Source organism: Qipengyuania sp. RANM35, assembly GCF_041021145.2.
GTDB classification, from domain to species: Bacteria; Pseudomonadota; Alphaproteobacteria; order Sphingomonadales; family Sphingomonadaceae; genus Qipengyuania; species Qipengyuania soli.
Genome location: NZ_CM196433.1, coordinates 2,822,407 through 2,848,550 on the forward strand (window position 1 = coordinate 2,822,407; position 26,144 = coordinate 2,848,550).

Annotated in this window: 23 protein-coding genes; 9 read left to right on the forward strand and 14 right to left on the reverse strand. The window is 65.0% G+C overall.

The annotated features are described in order from the left end of the window. Window positions 1-2: 2 nt before the first annotated feature. Together nadB and RAM60_RS14130 are read right to left on the reverse strand one after the other, a co-directional pair. Complete coding sequence (gene nadB / locus RAM60_RS14125; RefSeq protein ID WP_369026234.1) at window positions 3-1,589, reverse strand: L-aspartate oxidase; 1,587 nt, start codon at window positions 1,587-1,589, stop codon at window positions 3-5. Between the two features lie 333 nt (window positions 1,590-1,922). Continuing rightward, window positions 1,923-2,861, reverse strand: coding sequence for an ABC transporter ATP-binding protein (locus RAM60_RS14130; RefSeq protein WP_369026233.1), 939 nt, complete (start codon window positions 2,859-2,861; stop codon window positions 1,923-1,925). A gap of 55 nt (window positions 2,862-2,916) precedes the next feature. On the opposite strand from RAM60_RS14130, the gene RAM60_RS14135 reads away from it, so the two are divergent. The 3 genes from RAM60_RS14135 to RAM60_RS14145 all read left to right on the forward strand — a co-directional run bounded on the left by RAM60_RS14135 (window position 2,917) and on the right by RAM60_RS14145 (window position 5,134). Next, window positions 2,917-3,177: a zinc-finger domain-containing protein gene (locus RAM60_RS14135; RefSeq protein WP_369026232.1), complete on the forward strand. Its 261-nt coding sequence runs from the start codon at window positions 2,917-2,919 to the stop codon at window positions 3,175-3,177. A gap of 40 nt (window positions 3,178-3,217) precedes the next feature. Continuing rightward, complete coding sequence (gene tldD, locus RAM60_RS14140; protein ID WP_369026231.1) at window positions 3,218-4,642, forward strand: metalloprotease TldD; 1,425 nt, start codon at window positions 3,218-3,220, stop codon at window positions 4,640-4,642. A gap of 75 nt (window positions 4,643-4,717) precedes the next feature. Next, window positions 4,718-5,134, forward strand: coding sequence for a hypothetical protein (locus tag RAM60_RS14145; protein ID WP_369026230.1), 417 nt, complete (start codon window positions 4,718-4,720; stop codon window positions 5,132-5,134). A 72-nt stretch (window positions 5,135-5,206) separates the two neighbouring features. Here RAM60_RS14145 and RAM60_RS14150 read toward each other — a convergent pair whose 3' ends face one another. After that, window positions 5,207-5,659, reverse strand: coding sequence for a CHRD domain-containing protein (locus RAM60_RS14150; RefSeq protein ID WP_369026229.1), 453 nt, complete (start codon window positions 5,657-5,659; stop codon window positions 5,207-5,209). A gap of 140 nt (window positions 5,660-5,799) precedes the next feature. Here RAM60_RS14150 and RAM60_RS14155 point away from each other — a divergent pair, with 140 nt between their 5' ends. Continuing rightward, window positions 5,800-6,768 carry an oxidoreductase gene (locus RAM60_RS14155; RefSeq protein ID WP_369026228.1) on the forward strand — a complete coding sequence of 323 codons (969 nt, stop codon included), beginning with the start codon at window positions 5,800-5,802 and terminating at the stop codon, window positions 6,766-6,768. Here the strand turns inward: RAM60_RS14155 and RAM60_RS14160 are convergent. Continuing rightward, window positions 6,752-7,462 (reverse strand): endonuclease III domain-containing protein, encoded by a 711-nt coding sequence (locus RAM60_RS14160; protein ID WP_369026227.1) that lies wholly within the window; start codon window positions 7,460-7,462, stop codon window positions 6,752-6,754. The genes RAM60_RS14155 and RAM60_RS14160 overlap by 17 nt on opposite strands. Window positions 7,463-7,550: 88 nt before the next feature. Here RAM60_RS14160 and RAM60_RS14165 point away from each other — a divergent pair, with 88 nt between their 5' ends. Beyond that, the gene (locus RAM60_RS14165; protein ID WP_369026226.1) at window positions 7,551-8,801 is read left to right on the forward strand and encodes a cytochrome P450; all 1,251 of its coding nucleotides are present in this window, start codon (window positions 7,551-7,553) and stop codon (window positions 8,799-8,801) included. A 10-nt stretch (window positions 8,802-8,811) separates the two neighbouring features. On the opposite strand, the gene RAM60_RS14170 is transcribed toward RAM60_RS14165, so the two are convergent. The 3 genes from RAM60_RS14170 to guaA form a co-directional block, all read right to left on the reverse strand. Beyond that, entirely contained in the window at window positions 8,812-10,047 is a 1,236-nt protein-coding gene (locus tag RAM60_RS14170) for an MFS transporter (protein ID WP_369026225.1), read from the reverse strand. A gap of 62 nt (window positions 10,048-10,109) precedes the next feature. Then, the gene (locus tag RAM60_RS14175; RefSeq protein ID WP_369026224.1) at window positions 10,110-10,913 is read right to left on the reverse strand and encodes a kinase; all 804 of its coding nucleotides are present in this window, start codon (window positions 10,911-10,913) and stop codon (window positions 10,110-10,112) included. Beyond that, a complete protein-coding gene (gene guaA / locus RAM60_RS14180) occupies window positions 10,910-12,484 on the reverse strand; it encodes a glutamine-hydrolyzing GMP synthase (RefSeq protein ID WP_200981961.1) in 1,575 nt (524 codons plus the stop codon). The genes RAM60_RS14175 and guaA overlap by 4 nt, the downstream gene beginning before the upstream one ends. 112 nt (window positions 12,485-12,596) lie before the next feature. Here guaA and RAM60_RS14185 point away from each other — a divergent pair, with 112 nt between their 5' ends. Next, the gene (locus tag RAM60_RS14185) at window positions 12,597-13,817 is read left to right on the forward strand and encodes a TCR/Tet family MFS transporter (RefSeq protein ID WP_369026223.1); all 1,221 of its coding nucleotides are present in this window, start codon (window positions 12,597-12,599) and stop codon (window positions 13,815-13,817) included. A 296-nt stretch (window positions 13,818-14,113) separates the two neighbouring features. On the opposite strand, the gene RAM60_RS14190 is transcribed toward RAM60_RS14185, so the two are convergent. From RAM60_RS14190 to RAM60_RS14220, 7 genes are all read right to left on the reverse strand, one after another. Then, the gene (locus RAM60_RS14190; RefSeq protein WP_369026222.1) at window positions 14,114-14,632 is read right to left on the reverse strand and encodes a hypothetical protein; all 519 of its coding nucleotides are present in this window, start codon (window positions 14,630-14,632) and stop codon (window positions 14,114-14,116) included. A 29-nt stretch (window positions 14,633-14,661) separates the two neighbouring features. Beyond that, on the reverse strand, window positions 14,662-16,698 hold the full coding sequence (locus RAM60_RS14195) for a TIR domain-containing protein (protein WP_369026221.1): 2,037 nt from the start codon (window positions 16,696-16,698) through the stop codon (window positions 14,662-14,664). A 101-nt stretch (window positions 16,699-16,799) separates the two neighbouring features. Then, a complete protein-coding gene (locus tag RAM60_RS14200) occupies window positions 16,800-18,356 on the reverse strand; it encodes a class I adenylate-forming enzyme family protein (RefSeq protein ID WP_369026220.1) in 1,557 nt (518 codons plus the stop codon). Window positions 18,357-18,395: 39 nt separating this feature from the next. After that, on the reverse strand, window positions 18,396-19,322 hold the full coding sequence (locus RAM60_RS14205; RefSeq protein ID WP_369026219.1) for a cation diffusion facilitator family transporter: 927 nt from the start codon (window positions 19,320-19,322) through the stop codon (window positions 18,396-18,398). Continuing rightward, window positions 19,319-19,750 carry a hypothetical protein gene (locus RAM60_RS14210; protein ID WP_369026218.1) on the reverse strand — a complete coding sequence of 144 codons (432 nt, stop codon included), beginning with the start codon at window positions 19,748-19,750 and terminating at the stop codon, window positions 19,319-19,321. Before RAM60_RS14210 ends, RAM60_RS14205 begins: the two co-directional genes overlap by 4 nt. A 63-nt stretch (window positions 19,751-19,813) precedes the next feature. Continuing rightward, window positions 19,814-21,220 (reverse strand): M20/M25/M40 family metallo-hydrolase, encoded by a 1,407-nt coding sequence (locus RAM60_RS14215; protein WP_369026217.1) that lies wholly within the window; start codon window positions 21,218-21,220, stop codon window positions 19,814-19,816. Between the two features lie 22 nt (window positions 21,221-21,242). After that, complete coding sequence (locus RAM60_RS14220) at window positions 21,243-22,625, reverse strand: L-serine ammonia-lyase (protein WP_369026216.1); 1,383 nt, start codon at window positions 22,623-22,625, stop codon at window positions 21,243-21,245. Window positions 22,626-22,730: 105 nt separating this feature from the next. Here RAM60_RS14220 and RAM60_RS14225 point away from each other — a divergent pair, with 105 nt between their 5' ends. From RAM60_RS14225 to gyrB, 3 genes are all read left to right on the forward strand, one after another. Next, entirely contained in the window at window positions 22,731-23,156 is a 426-nt protein-coding gene (locus tag RAM60_RS14225) for a PIG-L family deacetylase (protein WP_369026215.1), read from the forward strand. A gap of 63 nt (window positions 23,157-23,219) precedes the next feature. Beyond that, window positions 23,220-23,528 (forward strand): hypothetical protein, encoded by a 309-nt coding sequence (locus tag RAM60_RS14230; RefSeq protein WP_369026214.1) that lies wholly within the window; start codon window positions 23,220-23,222, stop codon window positions 23,526-23,528. An 82-nt stretch (window positions 23,529-23,610) separates the two neighbouring features. Beyond that, entirely contained in the window at window positions 23,611-26,136 is a 2,526-nt protein-coding gene (gene gyrB, locus RAM60_RS14235; RefSeq protein WP_369026213.1) for a DNA topoisomerase (ATP-hydrolyzing) subunit B, read from the forward strand. Window positions 26,137-26,144 lie beyond the last annotated feature (8 nt).

Below are 26,144 nucleotides of genomic sequence, written 5' to 3' on the forward strand. Positions count from 1 at the left end.
TCTCAGGGAGCGAGTACCGTGTCCCGGGCGACCGGATCTGTCTCGGGATAATCGAGAATGTAGTGCAGCCCGCGGCTTTCGTGCCGACGGAGCGCGCTCTGCACGATCAGGTCAGCGCATTCGAGCAGGTTGCGCAGCTCGATCAGGTCGGTCGTCACCCGGAAGTGGCCATAGTAATCCTCGACCTCCTCGCGCAGCAGGCGGATGCGGTGCGCGGCGCGTTCGAGTCGCTTGGTCGTCCGCACGATCCCGACATAGTTCCACATGAAGCGACGGATTTCGGTCCAGTTCTGCTTCACGACCACTTCCTCGTCCGAATCGGTCACGCGGCTGGCGTCCCAGGGCAGGATTGTCGGCGGGTCGTCCATCTCGTCCCAGCACTCGAGGATGTCCTTCGCCGCCGCCTCACCGAAAACGAAGCACTCAAGGAGCGAATTGGAAGCGAGACGGTTCGCGCCGTGCAACCCGCTTTCGGTGCATTCGCCTGCGGCCCACAGCCCGGGCAGGTCGGTGCGCGCGTCGAGCGAGATCTTCACTCCGCCGCAGGTGTAGTGCTGCGCCGGGACCACGGGAATCGGCCCCTTGGTCATGTCGATGCCGAGGCCGAGCAGCTTCTCGTGAATCGTGGGGAAGTGCTCCATCACGAACTCGGGCGGCTGGTGGCTGATGTCGAGGTGGACGTAGTCGAGGCCGTAGCGCTTGATCTGGTCGTCGTTCGCGCGCGCCACGATGTCGCGCGGGGCCAGCTCCAGGCGCTCGGGATCGTACTTCTCCATGTAGCGCTCGCCCGTCACCGGATTGTAGAGCCGCCCGCCTTCGCCGCGCACGGCCTCGGTGATGAGGAAGTTCTTGACCTCGAGGTTGTAGAGGCAGGTCGGGTGGAACTGCATCATCTCCATGTTGGAAACGCGCGCTCCGGCCCGCCATGCCATCGCGATACCGTCGCCCGTCGCCCCTCGCGGTGCGGTAGAGAAGAGGTAGACGCGGCCCGCGCCGCCGGCCGCCAGCACCGTGGCGCGCGCGACATGGGCTGTCACCTCGCCCGTCTGTTCGTCGAGGGCATAGGCCCCCCAGATGCGGCCCGATCCGGAATATTCGACCTGGTTGCGCCCGGTGATGAGGTCGATGCAGCTCTGGTTCGGCAGCAGGGTGATATTGGGGTTTTCCTCCGCCGCCTTGAGCAGCGCGGCCTGCACCGCCCATCCGGTCGCATCGTTCACATGCACGATCCGGCGGTGCGAATGGCCGCCTTCGCGGGTCAGGTGGAGGTCGCCGCTGTCGCGGTTGAACGGCACGCCAAGCTCGATCAGCCGCTCGATCGCGGCGGGTGCGCGCTCGATGACGAACTCTACCGTCTCGATGTCGTTGAGGCCCGCGCCTGCGACCATGGTGTCGCGGATATGGTTTTCGAATGTGTCGCCGGCATCGAGCACCGCGGCGATGCCGCCCTGGGCCCAGGCGGTCGATCCGCTGGTCAGCTGACCCTTGGCAAGGACCAGGACCTTGCGAGTTTCGGCGAGTGCCAGCGCGGCGGTAAGCCCGGCGGCACCGGACCCGATGACGAGGACGTCATGAGTAGTTTCGGTCATGCTTGCGTCATGCCTCTGGCATCGGCGCGCGGCAAGGAAAGAACGACTCGCCGAAAGCCGGCTTCACAAGCGCGAAAACACGGTTAACCGGCGAATCGCAGGGGATAAAAAGACGGGAAGGGTCGTGGTTTTATGAAATTGGGCATGATTGCCTGCGCGCTCGGTCATCATCGTATCGATCGTGGGGACACCAAGCGCGTGCATGGCGGACACGTCGGGCGTTGCCGCTGCTGCCGGACTCCGATGGAGGAGGTGGAGCCGCACCTCTGGGTGGTCCAGCGCGTCCGCGACGCAGGCCTGACGCACCGCATGCGTTGAGCGCTGCGGGGCGGCTCAGCCCGCCCCGGTCAGCTGTACGAAGACGTCTTCGAGGTCGGCCTCGCGCGTGGTCACGTCCTCGATGGCATAACCGTGCGACTGCACGACGGCGAGCACCTGCCCGGCGCTCGCCTTGTCGCGGTCGTAAGTGATCTCGAGCTTGCGCGGCTCGACCACGTCGGCGCGCACGAAGCCGTCTTCCATGATCGGTCCGGACAGGTCCTTGTCGACCGTGACCGCGACGACCTTCTCGCGCGCCATCCCGACCAGCTCGCGGGTCGGCTTTTCCGCTATCAGTTCACCATGGTTGATGATCGCGATGCGATCGCACAGCTGTTCCGCTTCCTCGAGATAGTGCGTCGTCAGTACCACGGTCACGCCCTCGCGGTTGAGCTCGGTGACGAGCTCCCACAGCTGGCGGCGCAATTCGACATCGACGCCGGCAGTAGGCTCGTCGAGCACCAGGATCGGCGGCGAATGCACCATCGCCTTCGCAATCAGCAGGCGGCGCTTCATGCCGCCCGAAAGCGTGCGCGCATAGGCGTCGCGCTTGTCCGCCAGGTGGACTGCCTTGAGCAGTTCCTCGCTGCGCCGTTCGGCCTTGGGGATGCCGTAGAAGCCGGCCTGGTTCTCCAGCACCTCGAACGGGGTGAAGAAGGGATCGAAGACGATTTCCTGCGGCACGATTCCGATCGAGCGCTTCGCGTTGCGCGGGTTCTCGGTGATGTCGAAACCCCAGATCTCCGCGCTGCCGGACGTCTTGCGTACCAAACCAGCAAGGATGTTGATCAGCGTCGACTTGCCCGCGCCATTGGGGCCGAGCAGGCCGAAGATCCCGCCCTGCGGCACGTCGAAGCTCACGCCCTTGAGCGCCAGCTTGGGCGGTTCGCCGGGGCCGGGCGGGGCATATTCCTTCACGAGATTGTCGATGCGGATGGCAGGCGGCGTGGTCATGGCCGTTCACCTAGGCTCTTGAGCGCCTCGGTCAAACCCATTATCGGCGCAGGCCATGAGCCTGCCTCCTCCCGAAGTCACCAAGGTCACCACCGCCCGCGTGTGGTGCGACGGCGCAACCGACATCCGCACGGGCGAAAACTACAAGCCCGCCGCGCTCGGCCATCCCAAGGTGTACCTGCAGATCGACGAGCATGGCTATGTCGACTGCGGCTATTGCGACCGCCGCTTCGTGCTCGAGGGCGGCCCGGCAGACGGCGTCGACCAGGCGAGCCTGCAGGACATTTCCGAAGGCGGCGACCCGGGCCACGCCTAGGCCCTGTTCGCCGGGGCTTTGCGTGCCTACATAGGTTCGCATGACGCAAGCGAGTGATCCTTTCGCCCTGCTCTACGGCAGCAAGCTCAACCCCGACGAAGCCAAGGCGCTGTCTTCGCGCCTGCTCGCGCCCTGCGACGATGGCGAACTCTATCTCCAGTTCACCGCGTCGGAGAGTTTCGCCTTCGACGACAGGCGGCTGAAGACTGCCGACTACAGCCGCGATTCCGGTTTCGGCCTGCGCGGGGTCTCGGGCGAGACCACCGGCTTCGCCCATGCCAACGAGATTTCCGCCGCAGCGATCGCGCGGGCTGGCGAGACGCTCCAGCTGCTCGATCCGACGAAGCAGGCGCATACCGCTCCGCCGGAGCGCACCAACCGCCACCTCTACACCGACATCAGCCCGCTCGACCTCGTGCCCTTTGCCGAGAAGGTCGCGCTGCTTGAAAAGATTGACGCGGTCGCCCGCGCCAAGGATCCGCGTGTCGCGCAGGTCAGCGCGAGCCTGGCGGCGAGCTGGAGCGCGATCGAGATCGTCCGCGCGGACGGCTTTACCGCGCGTGACCTTCGCCCGCTGGTACGCCTCAACGTCTCGGTCGTCGCCGAACAGAACGGGCGGCGCGAAACCGGGAGCTTCGGCTTCGGCGGGCGCTATCTCTATGATCGCCTGTTCGACGAAGGCGCCTGGCTGCGCGCGGTCGACGAGGCGGTGCGACAGGCGCTGGTCAATCTCGAAAGTGTCGAGGCTCCGGCGGGTGAGCGCACCGTGCTGCTCGGCCCCGGCTGGCCGGGCGTGCTATTGCACGAAGCGGTCGGCCATGGGCTCGAAGGCGACTTCAACCGCAAGGGCACGAGCGCCTTCTCTGGCCGGATTGGCGAGCGCGTTGCCGCCGAGGGTGTCACCGTGGTCGACGACGGCAGCATCGTCGACCGCCGCGGTTCGCTCTCGATCGATGACGAGGGCACGCCGACGAAGGAGACCGTGCTGATCGAGGACGGCATCCTCAAGGGCTACATGCAGGACCGTCTCAATGCCCGCCTGATGGGCGTCGAGCCGACCGGCAACGGGCGCCGCGAAAGTTACGAGCATGCGCCCATGCCGCGCATGACCAACACCTTCATGCGTGGCGGCAGCGACGATCCGGCAGAACTCCTGAGCCGTGTCGACGACGGCATCTATGCGACCAGCTTCGGCGGTGGCCAGGTCGACATCGTCAGCGGCAAGTTCGTCTTCGCCTGCACCGAGGCCTACAAGGTCGAAAAGGGCAAGATCGTCGCGCCGATCAAGGGCGCGACGCTGATCGGCGACGGACCGACCGTCCTCACCAGGGTGATCGGTATCGGCAACGACATGGCATTGGACGAAGGCATCGGCATGTGCGGCAAGGGCGGGCAGAGCGTGCCTGCGGGCGTTGGCCAGCCGACCTTGCTGATCAACGGGATTACCGTCGGCGGGACTGCCTGATCGGGCCGAGGCGCGACTCATCGCAGGTTCAGCATTTCTGATGTATATGCCGATGGTTCGCACAGGAGACTCACCATGCTGAAGTCCGTGATTGCCGCGAGTGCTGCCCTTACCCTGTTTGCTGTTCCGGCCGTGGCCGAAGAGCATGGGGACATGGCCATGACCAAGGGCGAAGTGAAGCTGGCGAAGATGCTGGAAGGCCGCGTCGCGGGCGAGCCGCGGAGTTGCATCCGCACTATCGGCAGTCGCAACCTGATGCAGATCGACGATACGGCGCTTGTCTATCGCGACGGTCGAACGCTGTGGGTCAACCGCACGCGTAACCCAGGGAGCATCGATGATTCCGATGTCATGTTGATCAAGCGATTCTCAGGCACCAGCCTGTGCCGCACCGATCAGATCGACATGATCGACCGCTATGCCGGAATGCTCACCGGCGTGATCTTCCTCGACGACTTCGTTCCCTATCGCTTGCCCGAAGAAGAGGGCTGACGATCCAGTCGAACTATTGAAAAGGCCCCCGCCGAACCAGTCGGCGGGGGCTTTTCATTGGTAGTCGCGAGTTCAGTCGCGCAATTGGCCGCGGATCGCCCCGCCCGGGTATTCGGCCGTATGGACGTTGACATAGAACGCTTGCGGATTGCCCTCGATGCGGTTCTGGGTCCATTCGACGGCGCTTTTGCAGCCCTTCCAACCGCCTTCGTTGGCGGCGTTTAGCGTAAAGACCGGCGGGCCGTTGCTACCTGCGGCGCCGACATGGATATGTGCTGCAGTGATCGTGCCGATATTGCGGATGTTGTTGAGGTCCCAGCAAACCTGGTTGAGTTCGTCGGACACCGTGATCTCGGCCTGGCCGGAACCGTCGGGATCACCACCGCCGACTTCCTGCGCGCCAGTCAGGTCTGCGTGGTAGGTCTTGGCTCCCAGCTCGCCGAGGCCTTCTTCCAGCGTGGCGCAGGCACCCAGCGCGGCGATGCCGACGACGGCGGCCAGTGCCTTGATTTGTGTGCGATTCATTTCGTCTCTCCTATCGGCCACCTGCCCTGGTGGCTGCTCCTCCACCTTCTCCCAACGTCCTGACGACGCATGGGTTTCCGCTTGGCACTGGCGCGGGGCATGGAGGTAGCGCATAGGCTTCGCCCCAGAGGAGATTGCACATGACCAGCACCCAGGCCCCCATCGGATCACCCTTCGGCTATCGTTCGACTGCGCGGGAGGTTGCTGCTGCGGGCAAGGTTGCCGGCAAGACGGTGGTGGTGACCGGCGGCTATTCGGGCATCGGGACCGAAACCGTGCGGGCGCTGGCGGGCGAGGGCGCGCGGGTCATCGTCGGCGCGCGGCGCACCGGCCAGGCGCATGAGGTTCTGGACGGCTTCGAGGGCGACATCACAATTCTCGAGCTCGACCTCTCCGATCCCGCCTCGATCGACCGCTTTGCGCAAGGCGTGGCGGGCGAGACCGATCACATCGACATCCTCATCAACAATGCGGCCATCATGGCGAGCCCGCTGGCGCGCGATGCACGCGGATACGAGGCACAGTTCGCGACCAACCACCTCGGCCATTTCCAGCTGACCGCGCGCCTGTGGCCGCTGATCCTCGCTGCTGCACCGGGTGCGCGCGTGGTCACGCTGTCGAGCATCGGGCACCGGCTGCAAGGCCTCGACCTGGACGATCCCAATTTCGAGCGGCGCGATTATGACAAGTGGCTCGCCTATGGGCAGGCCAAATCGGCCAACGCGCTGTTTGCCTTGCAACTCGACAAGCTGGGCGAACCCAAGGGCGTGCGCGCCTTTGCCGTCCATCCGGGTGGCATCGCGACCCCGCTGCAGCGCCATCTTACCATGGACGAGCAGCGTGCGATGGGCTGGTACGACGAGGAGGGCAACGTCCACGAGGCCTTCAAGTCGACCGAGGAAGGCGCATCGACTTCGGTGTGGTGCGCCACCTCACCGCTGCTTGAGGGCATGGGCGGCGTCTATTGCGAGGACTGCGACATCGCGAAACCGGCCGATCCTGAAAATCCGCGTGCGGGCGGCGTCTGGCCGCATGTCCGCGACGAGGGCCTGGCCGAAGCGCTGTGGCGCAAGTCGGAGGAGATGACCGGGGTCAGCTTCCCGGGCTGACGCGACCCGTCGCGCACAGGGCCTGCGCCGGGCAGGTCGCGCAATCGGGCGCGCTCGGACGGCACCAGGTCTGGCCGAGCTTCTTCATCAGCAGGTGATGTTCGTCGAATTCGGCCGCGCTCCACTCCTCGGGCATCACCGGCATGATTGCCTCGAAAGTGCGCGCCGTGTCGGCCTTGGCAGGGACCAGCCCCATGCGCTGGAGGATGCGGCGGTGGTGGCTGTCGAGCACCAGCGCGCGTCGGTCGAGCGTCGATGCATTCATCACCCCTGCAGCGATCTTGCGTCCGATGCCGGGCAATTGCTCGAGCCAGTCCATGGCAGCGCCTGTCTCCATGGTCGCCAGGTGCGAAAGGTCCACTGCGCCCCGCAAGCCGACCAGCGCGGTGAGGCTGCTCTTCAACCGCTCTGCCGCGATATTGGGATAGGTCTGCGTCACCAGTTCCGCCTGGAGTTCTTCCAGCGGGGCGGCAGCGACCGCCTCCCACGAACCGTAGCGGCACAGGAGCCGGTCGGTCGCGGCATTCGATACCTCGGACTTGGTCCGCGCGCCGATGACCCCCTGGACCAACACCCATTCCGGCTGGCGCCATTCGGCGGCTGCTCTCTCGATGCGTCCGAAGCGCTGGACGAGCAACGCCTGCAGGCGGCGCAGGACGTCGGTGCGCGGGTCGGGGCCGAGGGGAAGCTGCATGGAGCCGCGAGATAGGCACGATCGAGGGCGCTTGCCAGCGTACGGCGAAAGAGGTCTACTCGCGACTCGGGAGACGGAGGAGAGGACAATGGCGACTGCAGTGGACCTGACGGTGAAGGAATCGAGCATCGATCCTATCGATGTCTCTCGCAAGGAACTCTACGTCGAGGACACCTGGCGCGAACCCTTCCGGCAACTGCGCGAACATGCTCCGATCCAGTACGTGCCCGACAGCGATTTCGGCGCCTACTGGTCGGTCACCAAGTACAAGCCGATCCAGCACATTGAATCGCTGCCCAAGCTGTTCTCGTCGATGTGGGACAAGGGCGGAATCGCCATCTCGGGCGACCCGGCACTGCTCGAAAAGTGGAACATGAAGGAGCCGATGTTCATCGCGATGGACCCGCCGCTCCACACCGGTCAGCGGCGCGCGGTCGCGCCCAGCTTCGGTCCCTCCGAAGTCGCCGAGATGAAGGCCGAAGTGCAGGCGCGCACCGCCCAAGTGCTCGACAGCCTGCCGATTGGCGAGACCTTCGACTGGGTCCAGAAGGTGTCGATCGAACTGACCACCGGCATGCTCGCCAAGCTGTTCGACTTTCCCTGGGAAGAGCGCCATCACCTGACCGAGTGGTCGGATTACGGCGGCGATGTCGAGATGATCAAGGACGACGTCACGATCGAAAAGCGTCTCGCCAAGATGCAGGAAATGGGCATGGCGTTTGCCGCCCTGTGGCAGCAGCGGATCGCCAATCCGGGCAAGGATCTCATCAGCGTGATGATGCAATCGGACGCGATGAAGAACATGCCGCCCGAAGAATTCATCGGCAATCTCATTCTGCTGATCGTCGGCGGCAACGACACGACGCGCAATTCGATGTCGGCCTATGCCTATGGCCTGAGCCAGTATCCCGAGGAACGCGCCAAGCTGGAAGCCGACCCTTCGCTGATCCCCAATGCCGTGCAGGAAATCCTTCGCTGGCAGACGCCACTGTCGCACATGCGGCGCACGGTGGTGGAGGACACCGACATGTTCGGGCCGCAGATGAAGGCGGGCGACAAGGTGGTGCTGTGGTACCTGTCGGCCAATCGCGACGAGGAAATCTTCGAGGATGGCGAAGCGATCAAGGTCGATCGCCACAACGCCCGCCGCCACCTGTCATTCGGCTATGGCATCCATCGCTGCGTGGGTGCGCGCGTCGCCGAACTCCAGCTCCACACCCTGCTGGAAGAGATGGGCAAGCGCAGGCTGCGGGTGAACGTCGTTGGCGATCCGGTGCGCGTGCCGGCGTGCTTCGTCCACGGCTACAAGAGCTTGCCGGTGCAATTGGAACACTACTGAGGTTGCGCGGTCAGACCTCGACCGTGCGGATCGGAGGAATGACCAGCCACCACCACACTGCGCCGAAGACCGCGACGCCCGATGCGATCGCGAAGGCGAGGCCGTAGGAGCCGAGCTGGTCCACGATCACCCCGGTGATGATCGGGCCGACGATGCCCGAAGCATTGCCGATGGCGTTCTGGATGCCGACCCAGCCGCCTGCCGCGCGAGCCCCTGCGAAGATCTGCGCAACAGCGAACAGGTTGACCGAGACGATGCCGGTGCCGATGCCTGCGACAACCAGCCACGCCCCGAGCGCCCAGGCATCGCCCGCGTACCAGATTCCCGCCACTGCCGTGCCGAGCATGGCCTGGCCGATCACCATCGACCAGCGCCGCACGCGAGCCTCGTCCGCTCCCCGGGTGACCGCCATGTCCGACACGCGCCCTGCGACCAGCGCTGCGATCCCCTGTGAGGTGAAGCTCAACGTCGTCAGCAGGGTCATCTCGGCGATGGAATATCCGAGCGTCTTCGTCAGGTAGAGCGGCAGCCAGGCGAGAAGGAAGTAGAAGCCATAGTTCGACATGAAGTGCGCAATCCCCATCAGCCACAGGGTCGGGATGGCGAACAGGCGGCGCATCGGCACGGGATCGACGACCGGCGTCGTGACGCTGTCGGAGCGCAAGGGGGCAGAGGCAAGGTGCCAGGGCAGCAGCCAGACGAGCGTGACGAGGCCGAAAATCCAAAAGATCGGCCGCCAGCCGAGCGCCTCAAGAATGGCGCCTCCAGTCAGCACGCCGACTGCCGGGCCGAAGGCGAGCGCTGCGCCGATCAGCGCATTGGCACTGCCGCGATGGTGGGCGGGTACCTCTGCGGCGAAGATCTTGGAGCTCCCGGGAAAGGCGATGCTCTCGCCAAGCCCGAGCAGGAGCCGCAGTACGATCAGCAGGACCAGCCCGTTGACGAAGCCGGTCAGCAGCGTGGCCACCGCCCACAGTGCAATGCCCGCCGCGAACATGCGATAGACACAGAAGCGGTCGCACAGCCAGCCGACGAACAGGCAGAGCGGCGCATAGACCCAGAAAAAGGCGGAAACAGCGGTCCCGAATTCGGTCGCGCTGAACTTCAGTTCCTCGATCATCAGCGGCGCCGCCACCCCGATCGCGCCACGGTCGACATAGTTCAGCAGCACTGACAGGGCGAGCAACGCCACGACCCAGAACAGGCGGATGCCGGATATGCGCGATGGTTGTGCTGCTGTGGTCATGCCCCGTCTCCCCAATCGTCCCCCGCCATGCATATCACGGGGAAGGTTGCTGGCGAGACGGATTAATTCAGCCTCGGCCTGCGCACAGCATCCAGCTCGACGACCAGGTCCGCCGGGGGACTTGCGAGCATGGCCTGCGTTATCCGCTGATAGTGCGCGACGAAGCGGTGCAGAGCGGCCTTGTCCATGGTGCTGCCGACCAGCTTCGCTTCCTGCTCGGACCGCCAGCCTTCGACCACGGCGAAATCGGGTGCCTTGAGGAAGATGCGCAGGTCGATCCGGGCGAACAGCGCCGCGTAGTCGTCCGCCAACCTGTCATTCACCCAGCGCCGCCAGTGACCGTCGGCGTCCTCTTCGCGCTCCAGATCATTGACGGGGTCGGCCAGCGCCTCGCGAGGCTGGGGCTCCGCGCCGATGCACCAGCCTTCGAGCAGGACGAGATCGAAGGGCGGTGTCAGCTTGCGCGGCTCGCCGCGATCGTCGGCGGCCTTGTCGAAGGTAGGAACCGTGGCGGTCGCGGTTCCATGGAGGAGCGCATCGAGCACCGCGTTCAACAGGCTCACTTCGTGGGTTCCAGGCACCCCACGCGTCACGCACAGCGGGTGGACACGTCGTGCGAGGTCGAGGCGCTCGGCCTTGGTGACATAGAAATCGTCGAGTGACAGGACTGCTGTCCTCAACCCGCGCTGCTCCAGCTGTTCGGCCAGCCGGTGAACGAGCGTCGTCTTGCCCGAACCTTGCGCACCGGCGATCCCCACGAGGATCGATTTCCCCACGCGCTCGCGCCGATCCGCGATGGCGTTGCAAAGCGCTGCGTCGGCGGAATGCCAGTCCGCAAATGCTTCGGACCGGCCTTCCTGCGTCACTCCCACTCGATCGTGCCGGGGGGCTTGCTGGTGTAGTCGTAGACCACCCGGTTGATGCCCTGCACTTCATTGACGATGCGCGTGGCGCAGCCGGTGAGGAAGGCGGCATCGAAGGGATAGACGTCGGCGGTCATGCCGTCGGTCGACGTCACTGCGCGCAGGCCGCAGACGCTGTCATAGGTGCGATAGTCGCCCATCACGCCGACGGTCTTGACCGGCAGCAGCACGGCAAAGGCCTGCCAGATCGCATCGTAAAGGCCTGCCTTGCGGATCTCGTCGAGGTAGATCGCATCGGCCTTGCGCAGGATGTCGCAGCGTTCTTTGGTCACTTCGCCCGGAATGCGGATGGCAAGGCCGGGACCGGGGAAGGGGTGACGACCTACGAACATGTCGGGCAGGCCGAGCTCGCGGCCGAGTTCGCGGACCTCGTCCTTGAACAGCTCGCGCAAGGGTTCGACCAGCTTCATGTTCATGCGTTCGGGCAGGCCGCCGACATTGTGGTGACTCTTGATCGTGACGCTCGGCCCGCCGGTGAAGCTGACGCTTTCGATGACGTCGGGATAGAGCGTGCCCTGCGCGAGGAAGTCCGCGCCGCCGATCTTCTGCGCCTCGGCCTCGAACACGTCGATGAAGGTCTTGCCGATGAACTTGCGCTTCGCCTCGGGGTCGGTGACGCCTTCGAGGCCGCTCATGAACAGCTGCTCGGCATCCACCACTACCAGCGGGATGTTGTAGTGGTCGCGGAACATCGTTTCGACCTGTTCGCGCTCGTTCAGGCGCAGCAGGCCGTGGTCGACGAAGACGCAGGTCAGCTGGTCGCCGATCGCTTCGTGGATGAGGATAGCGGCGACCGAGCTGTCGACCCCACCGCTGAGGCCGCAGATGACCTTGCCGCTGCCGACCTGCTCGCGGATCTCGCGCACCTTGGTTTCGCGATAGGCGGCCATGGTCCAGTCGCCGGCGAGGCCGCAGACGTGGCGCACGAAATTGGCGATCAGCTTGCCGCCATCGGGCGTGTGGACGACTTCGGGATGGAACTGGGTGCCGTAGAACTTGCGCTCCTCGTCGGCGATGACCGCGAAGGGCGCGCCGTCGGAAATGGCGACGATTTCGAAGCCGGGCGCGAATTTCGTCACCTTGTCGCCGTGGCTCATCCACACCTGGTGGCGTTCGCCGACCTGCCACAGTCCGTCGAACAGCGCGCAGTCCTTTGTCACGGTGAGGAAGGCGCGGCCGAACTCGCCGCCTTCGCCCGTTTCATGGCCGGGCCGGACTTCGCCGCCGAGCTGGTGGCTCATCACCTGCTGGCCGTAACAGATGCCGAGGATCGGCACGCCCGCCTCGAACAGCATTTCCGGTGCACGGGGCGATCCTTCCTCCGGCACACCTGCTGGGGAGCCCGAAAGGATGATGCCCTTGGGCTTCATCCGGCGGAAGGCTTCCTCGGCCTGGGTGAAGGGAGCGATTTCGGAATAGACCCCCGCTTCGCGCACGCGGCGGGCGATAAGCTGGGTGACCTGGCTGCCGAAGTCGACGATCAGGATTGAGTCGGGGAGGTGCGCGTCGTCCATGACGGGGCCGATAGGCGCTGTGGCGATAGGCTGTCCAGCATCGGCGTTTGCCTTGTCCGCTATGGGCGGATAGGCGTTGCGCCAAGGAAACGCGTTTGGGGTATTCAAGCGAATGAAGGAACACCGCAGCGCGCTTGCCTTCCTCTTCGCGGTGGTTCTGATCGACATGATCGGTTTCGGCATTGTCATGCCGGTCCTGCCCTCGCTGATCATGGATCTCGGCAATCTGCCGGTCGACAAGGCAGCGCTCTGGGCCGGCTGGCTCGGTGCGGGCTATGCCGCGATGCAGTTCGCCTTCGCCCCGATCATGGGCAATCTGTCCGACCGCTTCGGGCGACGCCCGGTGCTGCTTGCCTGCCTGCTGGCATTCGGCATCGACTACATCGTCATGGGCCTCGCGCCGAACCTCTGGTGGCTGGTGGCGGGGCGCGTCGTCGCCGGGATCACCGGGGCGAGCTTTTCCGCCGCCTATGCCTATCTTGCCGATATCACTCCCCCCGAGAAGCGTGCGCAAAGCTTCGGGACGATAGGCATGGCCTTCGGCTTCGGCTTTATCCTGGGACCGGCGATCGGCGGTTTCCTCGGCGAGTTCGGGACGCACATCCCTTTTTACGCGGCCGGCGGGCTGGCCCTGCTCAATGTGGTCTTCGGTTATTTCTTCCTCGAAGAGAGCCTGCCCGAGGACAAGCGCCGCCCGTTCCGGCTGGCGCGCGCGAATGCATTTTCCGCATTGAAGGCATTGTCCGGCCAGAGCCGGCGCGTCCTGTGGCTGGTCGCGGCTCTGGCGCTCTGGCAGCTCGCGCACCTCGTCTACCCGTCCATCTGGGCCTATTTCGCCATCGCCGCTTACGGCTGGAGCGAATGGAAGATCGGCCTTTCGCTGATGATGGTCGGCATCACCAGCGCATTGGTCCAAGGCATCGGCATCCGCCTGATCGTGCCCCGGGTGGGCGAACGCGGCGCGGTCGCGCTGGGCGTGGCTTCGGTCTGCCTTGCGGCATTCATGTATTCCATAGCCTGGGCCGATTGGGTGGTGTTCCTCGCCATTGCGGCGGGAGGGCTCCAGGGGCTCGTCATGCCCTCGATCAATGCGCTCAATTCGCGCGCGGTCGATGCGTCAAGCCAGGGCGAATTGCAGGGTGCGACGCAGGCGGTCGGCAGCCTAGCGGCGATCGTCGGCCCGCCATTCTACACGATCTTGTTCGCGCGTTTCACCGGCAGCGATGCGATTCTTGCTTTCCCTGCAATGCCTTTGGTCGCTTCTGCCGGCATTGCCACCCTGGTGCTCGCCCTGTTCCTCTATGCATCGAGAGGAATGCGCGTCGAAATCTGAGTTGCGCGAAACGCAACACATCTGCGCGTTTTCTCACTTTTGTTCGCAACTGTGGAATATTATTACAAGCCCATATCCGGCGGCACTGACAATCTCCCAGTCTGCTTCCGGACAAAGAACAGCCGGGCCCGCGACCCCAAGCGCCGCCCCGACTGGCCTTCCTCGGCCCCACGGCCCGCCTTCAAGGCCCGCCGTCCGATCGAGGCGATATGGCAGCGAGTAGAGACGCGGCCGCCGACACCTCCTCTCCCCCTCCCCCCTAGTGTCGGCGCCGCGCCTCGAACGCCGCCTCGTCCTCAGTTCGCCTGGTTCGGGCTCTGGTAGGAATAGAGCCGCGAGGTGCCGGTGTTGACGATCTTCGGATCGGCCACCAGCCACTGCCCGCCATCGATCCCGACCTTCACTGCGAAGCAATAGGTATAGACCTTGTTGGGTTGGTTCGCGTTGTTCAGGATGAGCTTGTCCGGCCCGGTCCCGTTGGGAACGCTGAGGTCCCCGCCATTTGGCGAGCCCTTGTTGGTGGCATTCGGCTTGGCATTGCCGGGCAAGACCCAGAAGCTTTCGCCCGGCGGATCGGCAACCACAGCAGGATAGAGATCACCATCGATTTCCACCGCAGTCGAGGCCCAGTTGTAAGTCACCTCGATGGCATCGGTGACCTTCGCCTTGGGCAGGTTGATGTTGCCGAATTTGTCGACGACGATGGGACTGAGCGGGGAGACCTGCTGGAAGATGAAGGTGGCCGCGTACCAGCCCTTGCTCGGGTTCCAGCGGAGGTTGTCCGCCATCACATTGACCACGACTTGAAGCGTCATAACCTTCTCCTCTTTCACGTACTCGTGTTTCAGCTCCTCGGGATTCTGTCGTCGATCGCCGGATCGGCGCGTCGCTCGCGCAAGGTGGCGCGCAACTGCGCCGCGAGGTCCGCCTGGCCGAGCCTCTCGGCGGCAACGGCCCGCAAGGCGAGGGCATTGACGTTCACTCCCTCGCCTTCGCTCTCGACCGCAATGGCGCGCGCATAGGCAGCAGCAGCCCCGGCAGTGTCGCCGCGGCGCGTCTTCGCGAGGGCATCGACAATTTGCGCGGCGATGACCTGCCATTGCAGGGCCGGGTCCTTGCGGTCGAGTTTCTTGAGCCAGCCGCCGGCGGTGGCGGCCAGTTCCTGAGACGATCCGCCGCTGCGATCGGTAAGCGCGCGCGTCAGTTCGAGCGAAGCCGGGCGTTGCAGGTTCCAGTCCTTGTTGGCCGGATCGCGGCGCCTGAGGTCGGCGATGAGAGCCCCCGCACGATCGAAGTTGCGCGTGGCGTCCGCAGTCTTCCCTTCGCGCCAGTCGAGCTGGGCGAGATTCTCGAAGGCAGCGTTGGACATCTCCTTCGTCATTGTGTTTTCGGGGTCCTGCTCGAGGAGCACCCTTGCATCGGCGACGGCCGCTTCGAGGAAGGTCCGCGCCTCGCCGCGCTGACCCATCTGGCCCAGCAGCCAGCCCATCTCGCTGCGCGCAAAAACGCGTGAGCGCATCGCGTCGTAATTGTCCGGCTCGGCTTTCATCACCTCGTTGTAGAGTGCGATTTCCTGCCGCCGCGTGGCAGTCGAAGCGGCAAAGTCGCCGAGGTAGTTCTGCTCGGTCGCGACCCAGCTGAGACCTTCGCCCAGTTCGATCAGGCGTGCGGCCGGTCGCCCCTCTTCCCTGGCGACCTTGCTGATGATGGCCACGCTGCGCTGGAAGAGCGGCAGGGCCTTGGAGAAGCGCCCGGCATCGCTCTCCAGCGTGCCGAGGTTGGAGTAGGAATATGCCTCCTCCATCTGCCAGTCGAGGTTCTTGCGATCCTTGGCGGCCAGCCGTTTCGAGATGTCGGCATAGCCTTCCATCGCGCGCTTCGCCTCGTCCATCTGGCCGCGTTGCCAGGCGATGTAGCCGACCCAGAACATGCTCTGGCCATGGTCGTACATGCGCTGGGGGTCGTCAGGATTGCGCGCCAGCAATTCGCTGGTGGTGCGGGCGGCCTCGCGGAAGGCGGGCAGGGCCTTTTCGTTGTCCCCGCGCAAATTGTGGATCTCCGCGACCAGCTGCACCGCGCGGGCGCGGCGACCCAGTTCGTCGGCATTGAGGCTGTCGAGATTCTGCGCCGCGTAATAGTCCATCGCCTTCGCGCCGACGCCATCGAGCAGGTCGAGCCGACCGACGGGCTCCAACTGCTTGCGCAGGTCGGTGAGCATGTACTCGACCAGCCCGTTCGCCTGCGCCCGTTCGTCGCGCGCGGCATCGCGTTGCTTGAGGGCGTAGAGCGCAAGGCCGATGGCGATGACCATGCCGACCAGCGACAGAGCGGAAATGGCGGCCATTCGCCGGTTGCGCTGTCGCGTCTGGCGATCGACCAGATCGTCGAGTTCGACCCCGGCGATGCCGGCTACCAGCTTCTCGACGCCCAGCCGCCTGCCATCGCCCTCGGGGCGCAGGTCGGCCGCGATGGGTTCGGTCCGCTCCTCGGTCGGCTTACCGTCGTTGTAGTGGACCAGCAGCGGCGGCGGGATGTTGTAGGGCGGCTCGCCATCGACCAGCGCCAGGAATACCCGGCTGTCGCCATGCAGGCGCTTGAAGCAGTCGATTTCCTTGGCGATCCAGGGAGAGACGGCGGCGGAGGGAGAGCACAGCACGATCAGCGCTTCGCTGCGTGCTATTGCACCCTCGATAGCCTCGCCGAGATTGTCCGAGGCAGGCAGTTCCTCGCGATCCTTGAAGATCGGGCGCAAGGCGCTGCGCGAATGGTCGACGAGTCCGGGCGGCAGGCGATAGTTTTCGAGCCGCTTGTGCAGCCACTCCGCCACCTGCCTGTCCCGATGGCTGTAACTAAGGAATGCCCTGTAACGGCGCTCCCCCACTGCTGCGCCTCCATTGCTGCCAATGTAGCGCGACTCGCCGGGCCTGTTGGCCTCCTCCGGCGATTATTCGCGTTAAGTCAGGCAATTGCAAATGGGGCGCGTCAGGCGGGCAATCCGCGCCGTGCGGCTTCTTCGCGCAGTTCGGTCTTGAGCAGCTTGCCGATATGGCTGCGCGGCATTTCCTCGATCGGATGGAGCAGGGCGAGGCGCTGGGTCTTGCCCAGCCGCGCATTGACCGCTGCACGGATTTCCTCGCAATCGCGCGCGCCGGCCCGCAGCGTCACGAAGCCGACCGGAGTCTCGCCCCAGCGCTCGCTCGGGACGCCGATGACCGCTGCTTCGACCACGTCATCCTCCTTCGACAGCTCGTCCTCGAGGTCAACGGGGAAGATGTTGAAGCCGCCGGAGATGATCATGTCCTTGGCGCGCCCGACAAGTTCGACGAAGCCTTCTTCGTCCACCCGGCCGATGTCGCCCATGCGCTGCCACACGTCGCCCGTTTCCGGATCGGTCCAGTATCCCTCGCGCGTCTTTTCGGGCTGGTTCTTGTAACCCATCATCATCGTCTGGCTGCGCCCGATGAGATTGCCCGGCGTGCCCGGCGGGACCGGCTGGTCTTCGTCATCGAGCACTTTCAACTCGCTGCCCGGCGCGGGGCGGCCGACGGTGTGAAGCTTGTCGGTGAACTTGTGCGCTTCGAGCAGGCAGACGACCCCGCCCTCGGTCATCGAATAGATTTCGATCAGCGTACCCGGCATCCGGTCGAGCACTTCGCGCTTGAGGTCCGCGGGAAATGGGGCGGAGGTGCAGTACTTCACCTGCAGTGGCGACAGGTCGAACTCGTCGAAGCGCGGCTCCTGCATCAGGCGGCGGTACTGCACGGGGACCAGCATGGTCACCGTGGTCGCGTCGGCCTGCGCGTGCTCGAGCCAACGGCCCACATCGAACTTGCGCATCACGCGCACCGTCCCGCCAGCGAGCAGTGGCGGGAGGAAGGCCACCATGGTGGTGTTCGAATAAAGCGGGGTCGAGGCAAGGCTGCGCACCGGAAGCCCGCTCTCGAGCCAGCTCGACGCGGTCGCTGCAAACTGGCGCCAACGCATCTGGTGCGAATGAACGATGCCCTTGGGAATACCCGTCGTGCCGGAGGAATAGATGATGTTGAACGGGTCGCCCGGTTGCGGCTCGAAAGCCGGCGCTTTGGTTCCAGCGGGTGCCATCCAGCCGTCGAGCTCCTCGTCGAGGATGATGCGGGTCAGCTGCGGGAAGCAGTCATCGCCCAGTTCCGTCAGCTTCGCCCGGTCGATGAAGATGTGCCTGGCGCCCGAATCCTTCGCCATGCCGGCCAGCTGTTCGGGACTGGCGCTGGTTGTCAGCGGCGCGGCGACGCCCCCGGCGCGCACGGCGGCGAGGAAGACGAGCGCATAGGGGATCGACGAATAGCCGAGGATGGCGACCGATTGCCCGCGCTGCAGGCCATCTTCGAGAAGGCGGGCCGCGATGCGCTCCACCCTCTCGCCGAGTTCGGCCCAGGTAAGTTGGCCCTCGTCGTCGCGCATGGCGATCTGGTCGCCAAGTGCGGACGCGTTCAGCGCGATGATTGCGGGGAAGTTGCCGAAGGGCTCGGCAAGCAAGGCGGCGGTCTGTGTCTCTCCCATGAGCAGCAGACTAACTGCGAATCCGGACCTGTCGAGTGGTCAGCTTGCACCGGCCGGCTCATCCTTCTTGTCGGGTGAAAAGGTTAGCCTTCCCAATCGCCATGCAGGATCTCCACCCATCAGCTCCTTTGCCGGGGGGAGTTGGTCCGGCGTTGCCATGCCTTCGACGCTGGCAAAGAGGTATCGGCCCGATTCCCGGATGCGCACATCGCAATCGGGCCACAAGTCCAGCAACCGCTTCTCGAGCCGCATCGCCTCGCCCGAAATATCCGATCCTTCGAGCTGTCGCGGCGCCCCGTCGAGCAGTTCCGCGCTCGCGATGCGAACGTTGTCGATGCCGTCCTTGAGGATCGACACGGCGATGAACAGCGCCGCCGCGCTGTCCGCCCACCAGTAGCCGAGCCCGATGCCGACGATTCCGAGAATGCCTGCAAGCCCCGTTTGCCAGTCGGCCTTCTGCATCAAGGCGTCGGTATGCAGCACCTTGTCGCGCAGCCGCTGCGCGACTGGCTGTTTCTTGTGGCCTAGGATGACGGGGGGAAAAATCGAATAGACCAGCGCGGCGATCATCAGCCAGCCGAGCCAGATATCTTGCCCGAAGATACTGACGGGTGGGACAGTCGGGTGCTCACCCATCAGCAGCGTGCTGGCGCTCTCGTAGAATACGAAGGTTCCGACGAGGGCCAACGCCACCGCCGAGACAAGGAAGGCGAGGCTGTTCACCCGGACGAAGCCGTAGGGATACTTCTCCGTCGGCGCGCGGGGTTCGAACCGCGCGGCGACCAGCCAGGTGATGGCGGGGATCAGGCTGAGAAAGTCCTCGATCAGCGCGCTCTGCATCGCTTGGCTCGCGCCCATGGTGAAATACATCACCACGATGACTGTGCCGGTCCAGAAAATGGTCCACCATTCGAGTTTCTTGCCGTGTTCGAAATCGTGGCGGATGGGTTGGGGAATGCCGCTCACTTCGCTGCCTCCTCGACCTTGGTGATCCAGCCGTTCTCGCCGAGGCGGAAGGCGAACCGCGCGACGCGCATGGATTTCGGAGGCTTGTCGGGCCCCCCGGGCGGCGTCCCGAAATAGACCGCGGTGGCCCAGGGGGAATCATCGGCGAACCTGCCGTAGACCAGGTCGACGCGGTCCTCTTCGAGGCCTTCGAGCAGTTCCTCACCATGGCCCTTGATGCGGACGATCCTTGCGCCCGTCTCCTGCGCCAGCCGGTCGAGCGTGCGCTCGGACTCTGGGTCGGGTTCCGCGCCTTCGATCTCGCCAAGCCTGATCGTCCCGCGCTCGCGGACCCGGTCGAGCGTTTCACCGGGATCGCGCGGAATATCCGCACAGCCCGAGAGCAAGACCGGGGAAATTATGGACAGCAGCAAACTGGTGAGGCGCATCGGAACATCCTCTTCGACCTGCCGTGCTAACCGCGCGACAGGGCCGGAGGTTCCGGTGGCCTCTCAGTTCGCGAGCTTGGCGACCAGTTCCTGGAGGTAGTCGCGCCCGATCATGACCGAGCGCACTTCCATGCGCTCGTTGAGCCCGTGAACACCGTTGCCGTCGGGATCGCCCCACATTCCCGGGACGCCATAGGTCGGGATGCCGACCGCGCCGAGAAAGGTCGCATCGGTGTAGCCATTGGCCATCTGCGTCACCAGCGGCACGCCGGGCCAGTACTTCGCTGCCAGCGTCTTCATCGGCCCGATGACCTTGGGGTCGAGCGGCGGGTTGGGGGGCGAAGGCCGCTTGGGTGGAAGGATGGTGAAGCTGACCGCAGGATTGTCGACCACCGCTGCAAGCTCGTCGCGAATCGATTCGATGCTGTGTCCGGGGAAGATGCGGCAGTTCACATAAGCTCCGGCACGCTGGGCCAGCGCGTTCCGCGCATGCCCCGCCTCGAGCATGGTCGCGACGCAGGTCGTGCGAAGATTCGAATGGAGGAAGGCATCGGTGTTCACGAGGGCTTCGGCTGCCTTGTCGGTCGGGTCGTTGGCGAGGGCGACCATGGCCTTGCCCATGTCGTCACCGCGCCCGGCGCCCGCATCGCGGAAATAGGCACGCGTGGTGTCGGTGAACTCCAGGGGGAATTCATGCGTCGACAGTTTCACCAGCGCATGGGCTAGGTCGTAGATCGCATTGTCGGGCCGCGGGACCGAGCTGTGTCCGCCCGGATTGCGCGTTTCGAGGAGGAAGGTTGCGAAGGTCTTCTCGCCCACCTGCACCGCCTGCTCGACGACTTTGCCCTTGCCATCGGTTGCCCCGCCGCCGCCTTCATTGAGCGCATATTCGGCATCGATGAGATCGCGCTTGTTGGCCGCCAGCCACTCTGCCCCGTTGAAGGCACCATTGGTTTCCTCGCCGCAAGTCAGCGCCATCTTGAGGGCGCGGCGCGGCTTCTTGCCCGCCGTGCGATACTTCATCAGCGTATCGGCCCAGATCGCGGCTAGCGCCTTGGTGTCGGAGATGCCACGGGCGTAGTAGTAACCGTCCTCTTCGACCATGACGAAGGGATCGCGCTCCCAGTCGGCGCGCTTGGCGGCGACGACGTCGATGTGCGCGATGAGGAGGATCGGCTTGTCCTTCTTCGAGGAGCCGGGAAGCACGGCGACGAGGCCGCCTTCCTCGGGGCTCGCCGCGGTCGCGAAGAGGGTCAGTTCGTCATCGGTGAAGCCCGCCGCCTTCATCTGGTCGGCCATGTAGGCCGCGGCGCGAGTGCAGCTGCCGTTGGGAAGCGAGGTGTCGATCTCCACCAGCCCCTTCATCATCTGCGTGAAGGCCTGCTGGTCGGGGCGCAATTCCTGAGCCTGAGCCGTGCCCGGTGTCGCAAACGCCAGCGCTGCCACCGATGCGAGGATACGTCCGATCATCTGCCTTCTCCCCAGCGGGGCCTCAGCATTCGATCACGTTGACCGCGAGTCCCCCCTGGCTGGTTTCCTTGTATTTGGAGGACATGTCGAGTCCGGTCTGGCGCATGGTCTCGATCACCTGGTCGAGGCTGACGCAGGTTTCGGCCTCGGTCCTGTGGAGCGCGAGGCGGGCGGCGTTGACCGCCTTGACCGCGCCGATGGCGTTGCGCTCGATGCAAGGGACCTGCACCAGCCCGCCGACGGGATCGCAGGTCAGGCCGAGGTTGTGCTCCATGCCGATCTCCGCCGCGCAGGCAACTTGCGCCGGGCTTGCCCCCCACAGGGCCGCAAGCCCGCCAGCCGCCATCGAGCAGGCCACCCCGACTTCGCCCTGGCAGCCCATCTCGGCGCCCGAGATGCTGGCGCGTTGCTTGTAGAGCAGGCCGATGGCTCCGGCGGTGAGGAGGAAGATGCGGCGCTTGTCGGTGCACCGCGCGCCTTCGTCCTCGCAATAGAAGCGGATGACGGCCGGGATGATGCCTGCAGCGCCATTGGTCGGCGCGGTGACGACGCGACCGCCTGCGGCGTTCTCCTCGTTCACTGCCATGGCAAAGCAGTTGAGCCAGTCGAACAATTGCTCGCGCTCGTTCGACTGAGGGTTGGCCGAAAGCTTGTCCCACAGGTCGGGTGCGCGGCGGGCGACCTTGAGGCCGCCGGGCAGCGTGCCGCGCTGGTGCAGGCCGCGGTCGATGCACTGGTCCATCGCCTCGGCGATGCGGTCGATGCCCGCCAGCGTGTCATCGCGTGGCCGCATGGCATCTTCGTTCGCCAGGACGATGTCGGAGATGGCGAGGCCCGTCCCAGCGCAGATCGCCAGGAGTTCTTCCGCCGAGCCGAAATCGTGCGGGACGCTGGTGCCGGTGGCGACCCGGTCGCCTTCCGGCTTGCGCTTCAACTGGGCTTCCGAGGCGACGAAGCCGCCGCCGGTGGAGTAGTAGGTCCGCTTGAGCAACACCTCGCCACCGGCATCGCTGGCAACCAGCTTCATGCCGTTGGGATGCAGTTCGGGAAGGATGTGGCCCGCAAGATCGATGTCTCGGGCAATGTCGAAGCCGATCGGATGCTCGCCGCCCAGCGCCAGGGTCCCGGCATCGCGGATACGGAGCAGGGCGGCAGCGGCATCGTCCGGGCAGGTTTCCTCCGGCACGAAACCGGCAAGGCCGAGCACGCTCGCATCGACAGTGCCGTGCCCGACGCCCGTCAGTGCCAGCGAGCCCTGCAATTCCACGGTGATCCGCGCCACGCGTTCCAGTCTGCCGCCACGTGCCAGCGAGCGCACGAACATCCCGCCAATGCGCATGGGTCCGACGGTATGCGAGGATGAGGGGCCGATCCCGATCCGGAAGATGTCGAGCACTGACAGCATGGCCAAGCGCGATGCGCCGCCCGCCCTCATGCGTCAACCGGTTACAAGCGAAACGGTTTGCGCCCGTCTCCTGACTGCGCGATACCTCAGGCTCGGGAGAGACCAATGAAATATACCATCGCCGTGCTCGCTGCGCTGACCCTGTCGCATTCCGCCAGCGCGCAAGAGGAGCGTGACGCGCCGCGCGAGGTCGCCGTCATCCTCGCCCATCCCGATGACGAGCTGGTCATGGCGCCGGCCATCGCCCGCGCCGCGCGCGAGGGCGCGAATGTGACATTCATCTACGCCACCAGCGGTGACCAGGGGCCGGGAGTCTCCGGCATGGAAAAGGGCGCATCACTGGCCGAGGTGCGCAAGGCCGAGGCGAATTGTTCGGCCCGGGCCCTCGGAGTGCGGACCGTCCTCTTCCTCGATCATGGCGACGGCACCCTTACCGACCGACCGCAGGATTCCGAAAGTCCGGCGCGCAAGCTGGCCAACGATCTCGGGACCATATTGCGCGAACATCCCTATGACGTGATCCTGACCTGAGGCCCCGACGGCGGATACGGCCATGGCGACCATCGCATCGTCAGTGCCATCGTCACGCAGCTGGTGCAGGCATCTCCCGCAAGCGGTGCGGAGCTCTTCTATCCCGGCATAGCCGCTGGCAGCCTGCCGCCGATCCCGCAGATGCAGGACTGGGCCGTGACAGACCCTTCGCGCCTGCCGGTTTCCTATGCCTACAACGCACAGGACCTGGCCACCGCCCGGGCCTCCACGCAATGCCATGCAACGCAGTTTTCGGCCGAGGAGAGGGCACAAATGCCCGACCTGTTCCATGCCACCGTGTGGCAGGGTTCGGTGCATTTTCGCCGGGCATTCGACCGCGGAGGCGCGGAGAGCGTTCCGACTGGCGAATAAGGCCATCCGCCAGTCGTGGAAAACGCCCGGTTGAGGGGCGGGAAAGCTTGGGATTCACGCCTTCGAAGCCTATATACTCGGCATGGACGAGAACACCCAAAATCCCCCTGAAAAACAGCGCCAGAATGGCGAGTATGGCGCAGATTCGATCAAGGTCCTCAAGGGCCTCGACGCGGTTCGCAAACGGCCCGGCATGTATATCGGCGATACCGACGACGGATCGGGTCTCCATCACATGGTCTTCGAGGTTTCCGACAACGCGATCGACGAAGCGCTGGCGGGGCATTGTGACCTCGTTCTCATCGAGCTGAACCCCGATGGTTCGGTCAGTGTCGAGGACAATGGCCGCGGCATCCCGGTCGACATGCACAAGGAAGAAGGCGTCTCGGCGGCCGAGGTCATCATGACCCAGCTGCACGCCGGCGGTAAGTTCGAGAACACCAGCGACGACAATGCCTACAAGGTGTCGGGCGGCCTCCACGGCGTGGGTGTTTCGGTCGTGAACGCGCTTTCCGAATGGCTCGAGCTGACCATCTGGCGTGACGGCAAGGAGCACTGGATGCGCTTCGAGCACGGCGATGCGGTCGAGAGCCTGCGCGTCGTTGGCGATGCGCCGAAGGTCGAGGGCAATTCCGACGCCAACGGCTTCAAGAAGGGCACGCGCGTGACCTTCAAGGCCTCGGAAGAGACTTTCAAGAACGTCATCGAGTTCGACTTCGACAAGCTCGAGCACCGCTATCGCGAACTCGCCTTCCTCAACTCCGGCGTGCGCATCCTGCTGCGCGACAAGCGGCACGAGGAAGTGGCCGAGCACAACCTCTTCTACGAAGGCGGCATCGCGGCCTTCGTGAAGTGGCTCGACCGCAACAAGCAGGCGCTGGTCTCCGACCCCATCGCGGTTTCGGCCGAGAAGGATGGCATCGGCATCGACGTCGCACTCGAATGGAACGATTCCTACTACGAGAACGTGCTCTGCTTCACGAACAACATCCCGCAGCGTGATGGCGGCACCCACCTCGCTGCGTTCCGCGCTGCGCTGACCCGCACGCTGAACAATTACGCGACAGCGTCGGGGATGATGAAGAAGGAAAAGGTCAGCCTCTCGGGCGAAGACATGCGCGAAGGCCTGACCGCGATCGTTTCGGTCAAGCTGCCCGACCCCAAGTTCTCTTCGCAGACCAAGGACAAGCTGGTTTCCTCGGAAGTCCGCCAGCCGCTCGAGAGCCTGATGGGCGAGAAGATGGGCGAATGGCTCGAGGAAAATCCGAACGAGGCCAAGGCGATCATCCAGAAGGTGATCGATGCCGCCGCCGCTCGCGAAGCCGCCCGCCGTGCGCGCGAGATGAGCCGCAAGGGCGCGATGAGCATCGCTTCGCTCCCCGGCAAGCTCGCCGACTGTCAGGAACGCGACGCGACCAAGTGCGAACTCTTCCTGGTCGAGGGTGATTCCGCAGGCGGTTCGGCCAAGCAGGGCCGCGACCGCAAGACCCAGGCGATCCTGCCGCTCAAGGGCAAGATCCTCAACGTCGAGCGCGCGCGCTTCGACCGGATCATTTCGTCGAAGGAAGTCGGCACGTTGATCCAGGCAATGGGCACGGGCCTGCGCGACGAGTTCAACCTCGAAAAGCTGCGCTATCACAAGATCGTCATCATGACCGACGCCGACGTCGACGGCGCGCATATCCGCACGCTGCTGCTGACCTTCTTCCACCGCCAGATGCCCGAGATCATCAAGGCCGGGCACCTCTTCATCGCCCAGCCGCCGCTCTACAAGGTCACCCGCGGCAAGTCGGAGGTCTATCTCAAGGACCAGGCGGCATATGACGAGTACCTGATCGGGGCGGGCCTCCAGGGTCGTATCCTCGAAACGCAGGGCGGTGCGCGTAGCGGGACCGAGCTTGAAGGGCTGGTCCGCCACGGCCTGCGCATGCGCAACCTCCTCGGCTTCGCACCGCGCAAGTATGCGCCAGCGCTGATCGAGGCGATGGCGCTGTCAGGCGCGCTCGACCCGGCGGGTGGCGACCGCTCTGCTGCGCTGTCGCGCGCGGCGGCGCACCTCCAGATGGGCGATCCCGAAGCGCGCTGGAGCGCGGAGATCGGCGCCGATGGCCTCGTCCGTTTCTTCCGCGCCTGGCGCGGGGTGACCGACGTGCACGAGATCGAGCCGGGCTTCCTCGACAGTGCCGAGGCGCGCAAGCTGCACAAGCTCGCCGCCGAATTCGCTGACGTCTATTCCGGCCCCGTCCGCCTGACCCGCGGCGGTCCGGAAGACGCGATCGAGGAGAGCGAAGACGGTGACGAAGCCGAGGTCGAGGCTCCGGTCCAGATCGACGGAGCCATCACCCTGCCGACGCAGTTGCTCGAGGCAGTCATGGCCGCCGGACGCAAGGGCCAGAAGATCCAGCGCTACAAGGGTCTCGGCGAAATGAACGCCGAGCAGCTTTGGGAGACCACGCTCGATCCCGACAACCGCGCCCTTCTGCAGGTCAAGGTCGAGGATGCCGACGTCACCGACGAGATCTTCACCCGCCTGATGGGCGATGTGGTCGAACCGCGCCGCGAGTTCATCCAGTCGAACGCGCTCAACGTCGCCAATCTCGACGTCTGATACGGCAG

Bases quoted from the DNA above. Each gene is read 5' to 3' on its own strand.
- RAM60_RS14210 (WP_369026218.1), bottom strand. From the start codon at position 19,750: ATGCGCCTCACCAGTTTGCTGCTGTCCATAATTTCCCCGGTCTTGCTC.
- RAM60_RS14220 (WP_369026216.1), bottom strand. From the start codon at position 22,625: ATGCTGTCAGTGCTCGACATCTTCCGGATCGGGATCGGCCCCTCATCC.
- RAM60_RS14145 (WP_369026230.1), top strand. From the start codon at position 4,718: ATGCTGAAGTCCGTGATTGCCGCGAGTGCTGCCCTTACCCTGTTTGCT.
- RAM60_RS14185 (WP_369026223.1), top strand. From the start codon at position 12,597: ATGAAGGAACACCGCAGCGCGCTTGCCTTCCTCTTCGCGGTGGTTCTG.
- RAM60_RS14215 (WP_369026217.1), bottom strand. From the start codon at position 21,220: ATGATCGGACGTATCCTCGCATCGGTGGCAGCGCTGGCGTTTGCGACA.
- guaA (WP_200981961.1), bottom strand. From the start codon at position 12,484: ATGGACGACGCGCACCTCCCCGACTCAATCCTGATCGTCGACTTCGGC.
- RAM60_RS14155 (WP_369026228.1), top strand. From the start codon at position 5,800: ATGACCAGCACCCAGGCCCCCATCGGATCACCCTTCGGCTATCGTTCG.
- RAM60_RS14130 (WP_369026233.1), bottom strand. From the start codon at position 2,861: ATGACCACGCCGCCTGCCATCCGCATCGACAATCTCGTGAAGGAATAT.
- RAM60_RS14190 (WP_369026222.1), bottom strand. From the start codon at position 14,632: ATGACGCTTCAAGTCGTGGTCAATGTGATGGCGGACAACCTCCGCTGG.
- nadB (WP_369026234.1), bottom strand. From the start codon at position 1,589: ATGACCGAAACTACTCATGACGTCCTCGTCATCGGGTCCGGTGCCGCC.
- tldD (WP_369026231.1), top strand. From the start codon at position 3,218: ATGACGCAAGCGAGTGATCCTTTCGCCCTGCTCTACGGCAGCAAGCTC.
- RAM60_RS14165 (WP_369026226.1), top strand. From the start codon at position 7,551: ATGGCGACTGCAGTGGACCTGACGGTGAAGGAATCGAGCATCGATCCT.
- gyrB (WP_369026213.1), top strand. From the start codon at position 23,611: ATGGACGAGAACACCCAAAATCCCCCTGAAAAACAGCGCCAGAATGGC.
- RAM60_RS14150 (WP_369026229.1), bottom strand. From the start codon at position 5,659: ATGAATCGCACACAAATCAAGGCACTGGCCGCCGTCGTCGGCATCGCC.
- RAM60_RS14200 (WP_369026220.1), bottom strand. From the start codon at position 18,356: ATGGGAGAGACACAGACCGCCGCCTTGCTTGCCGAGCCCTTCGGCAAC.
- RAM60_RS14160 (WP_369026227.1), bottom strand. From the start codon at position 7,462: ATGCAGCTTCCCCTCGGCCCCGACCCGCGCACCGACGTCCTGCGCCGC.
- RAM60_RS14135 (WP_369026232.1), top strand. From the start codon at position 2,917: ATGAGCCTGCCTCCTCCCGAAGTCACCAAGGTCACCACCGCCCGCGTG.
- RAM60_RS14170 (WP_369026225.1), bottom strand. From the start codon at position 10,047: ATGACCACAGCAGCACAACCATCGCGCATATCCGGCATCCGCCTGTTC.
- RAM60_RS14225 (WP_369026215.1), top strand. From the start codon at position 22,731: ATGAAATATACCATCGCCGTGCTCGCTGCGCTGACCCTGTCGCATTCC.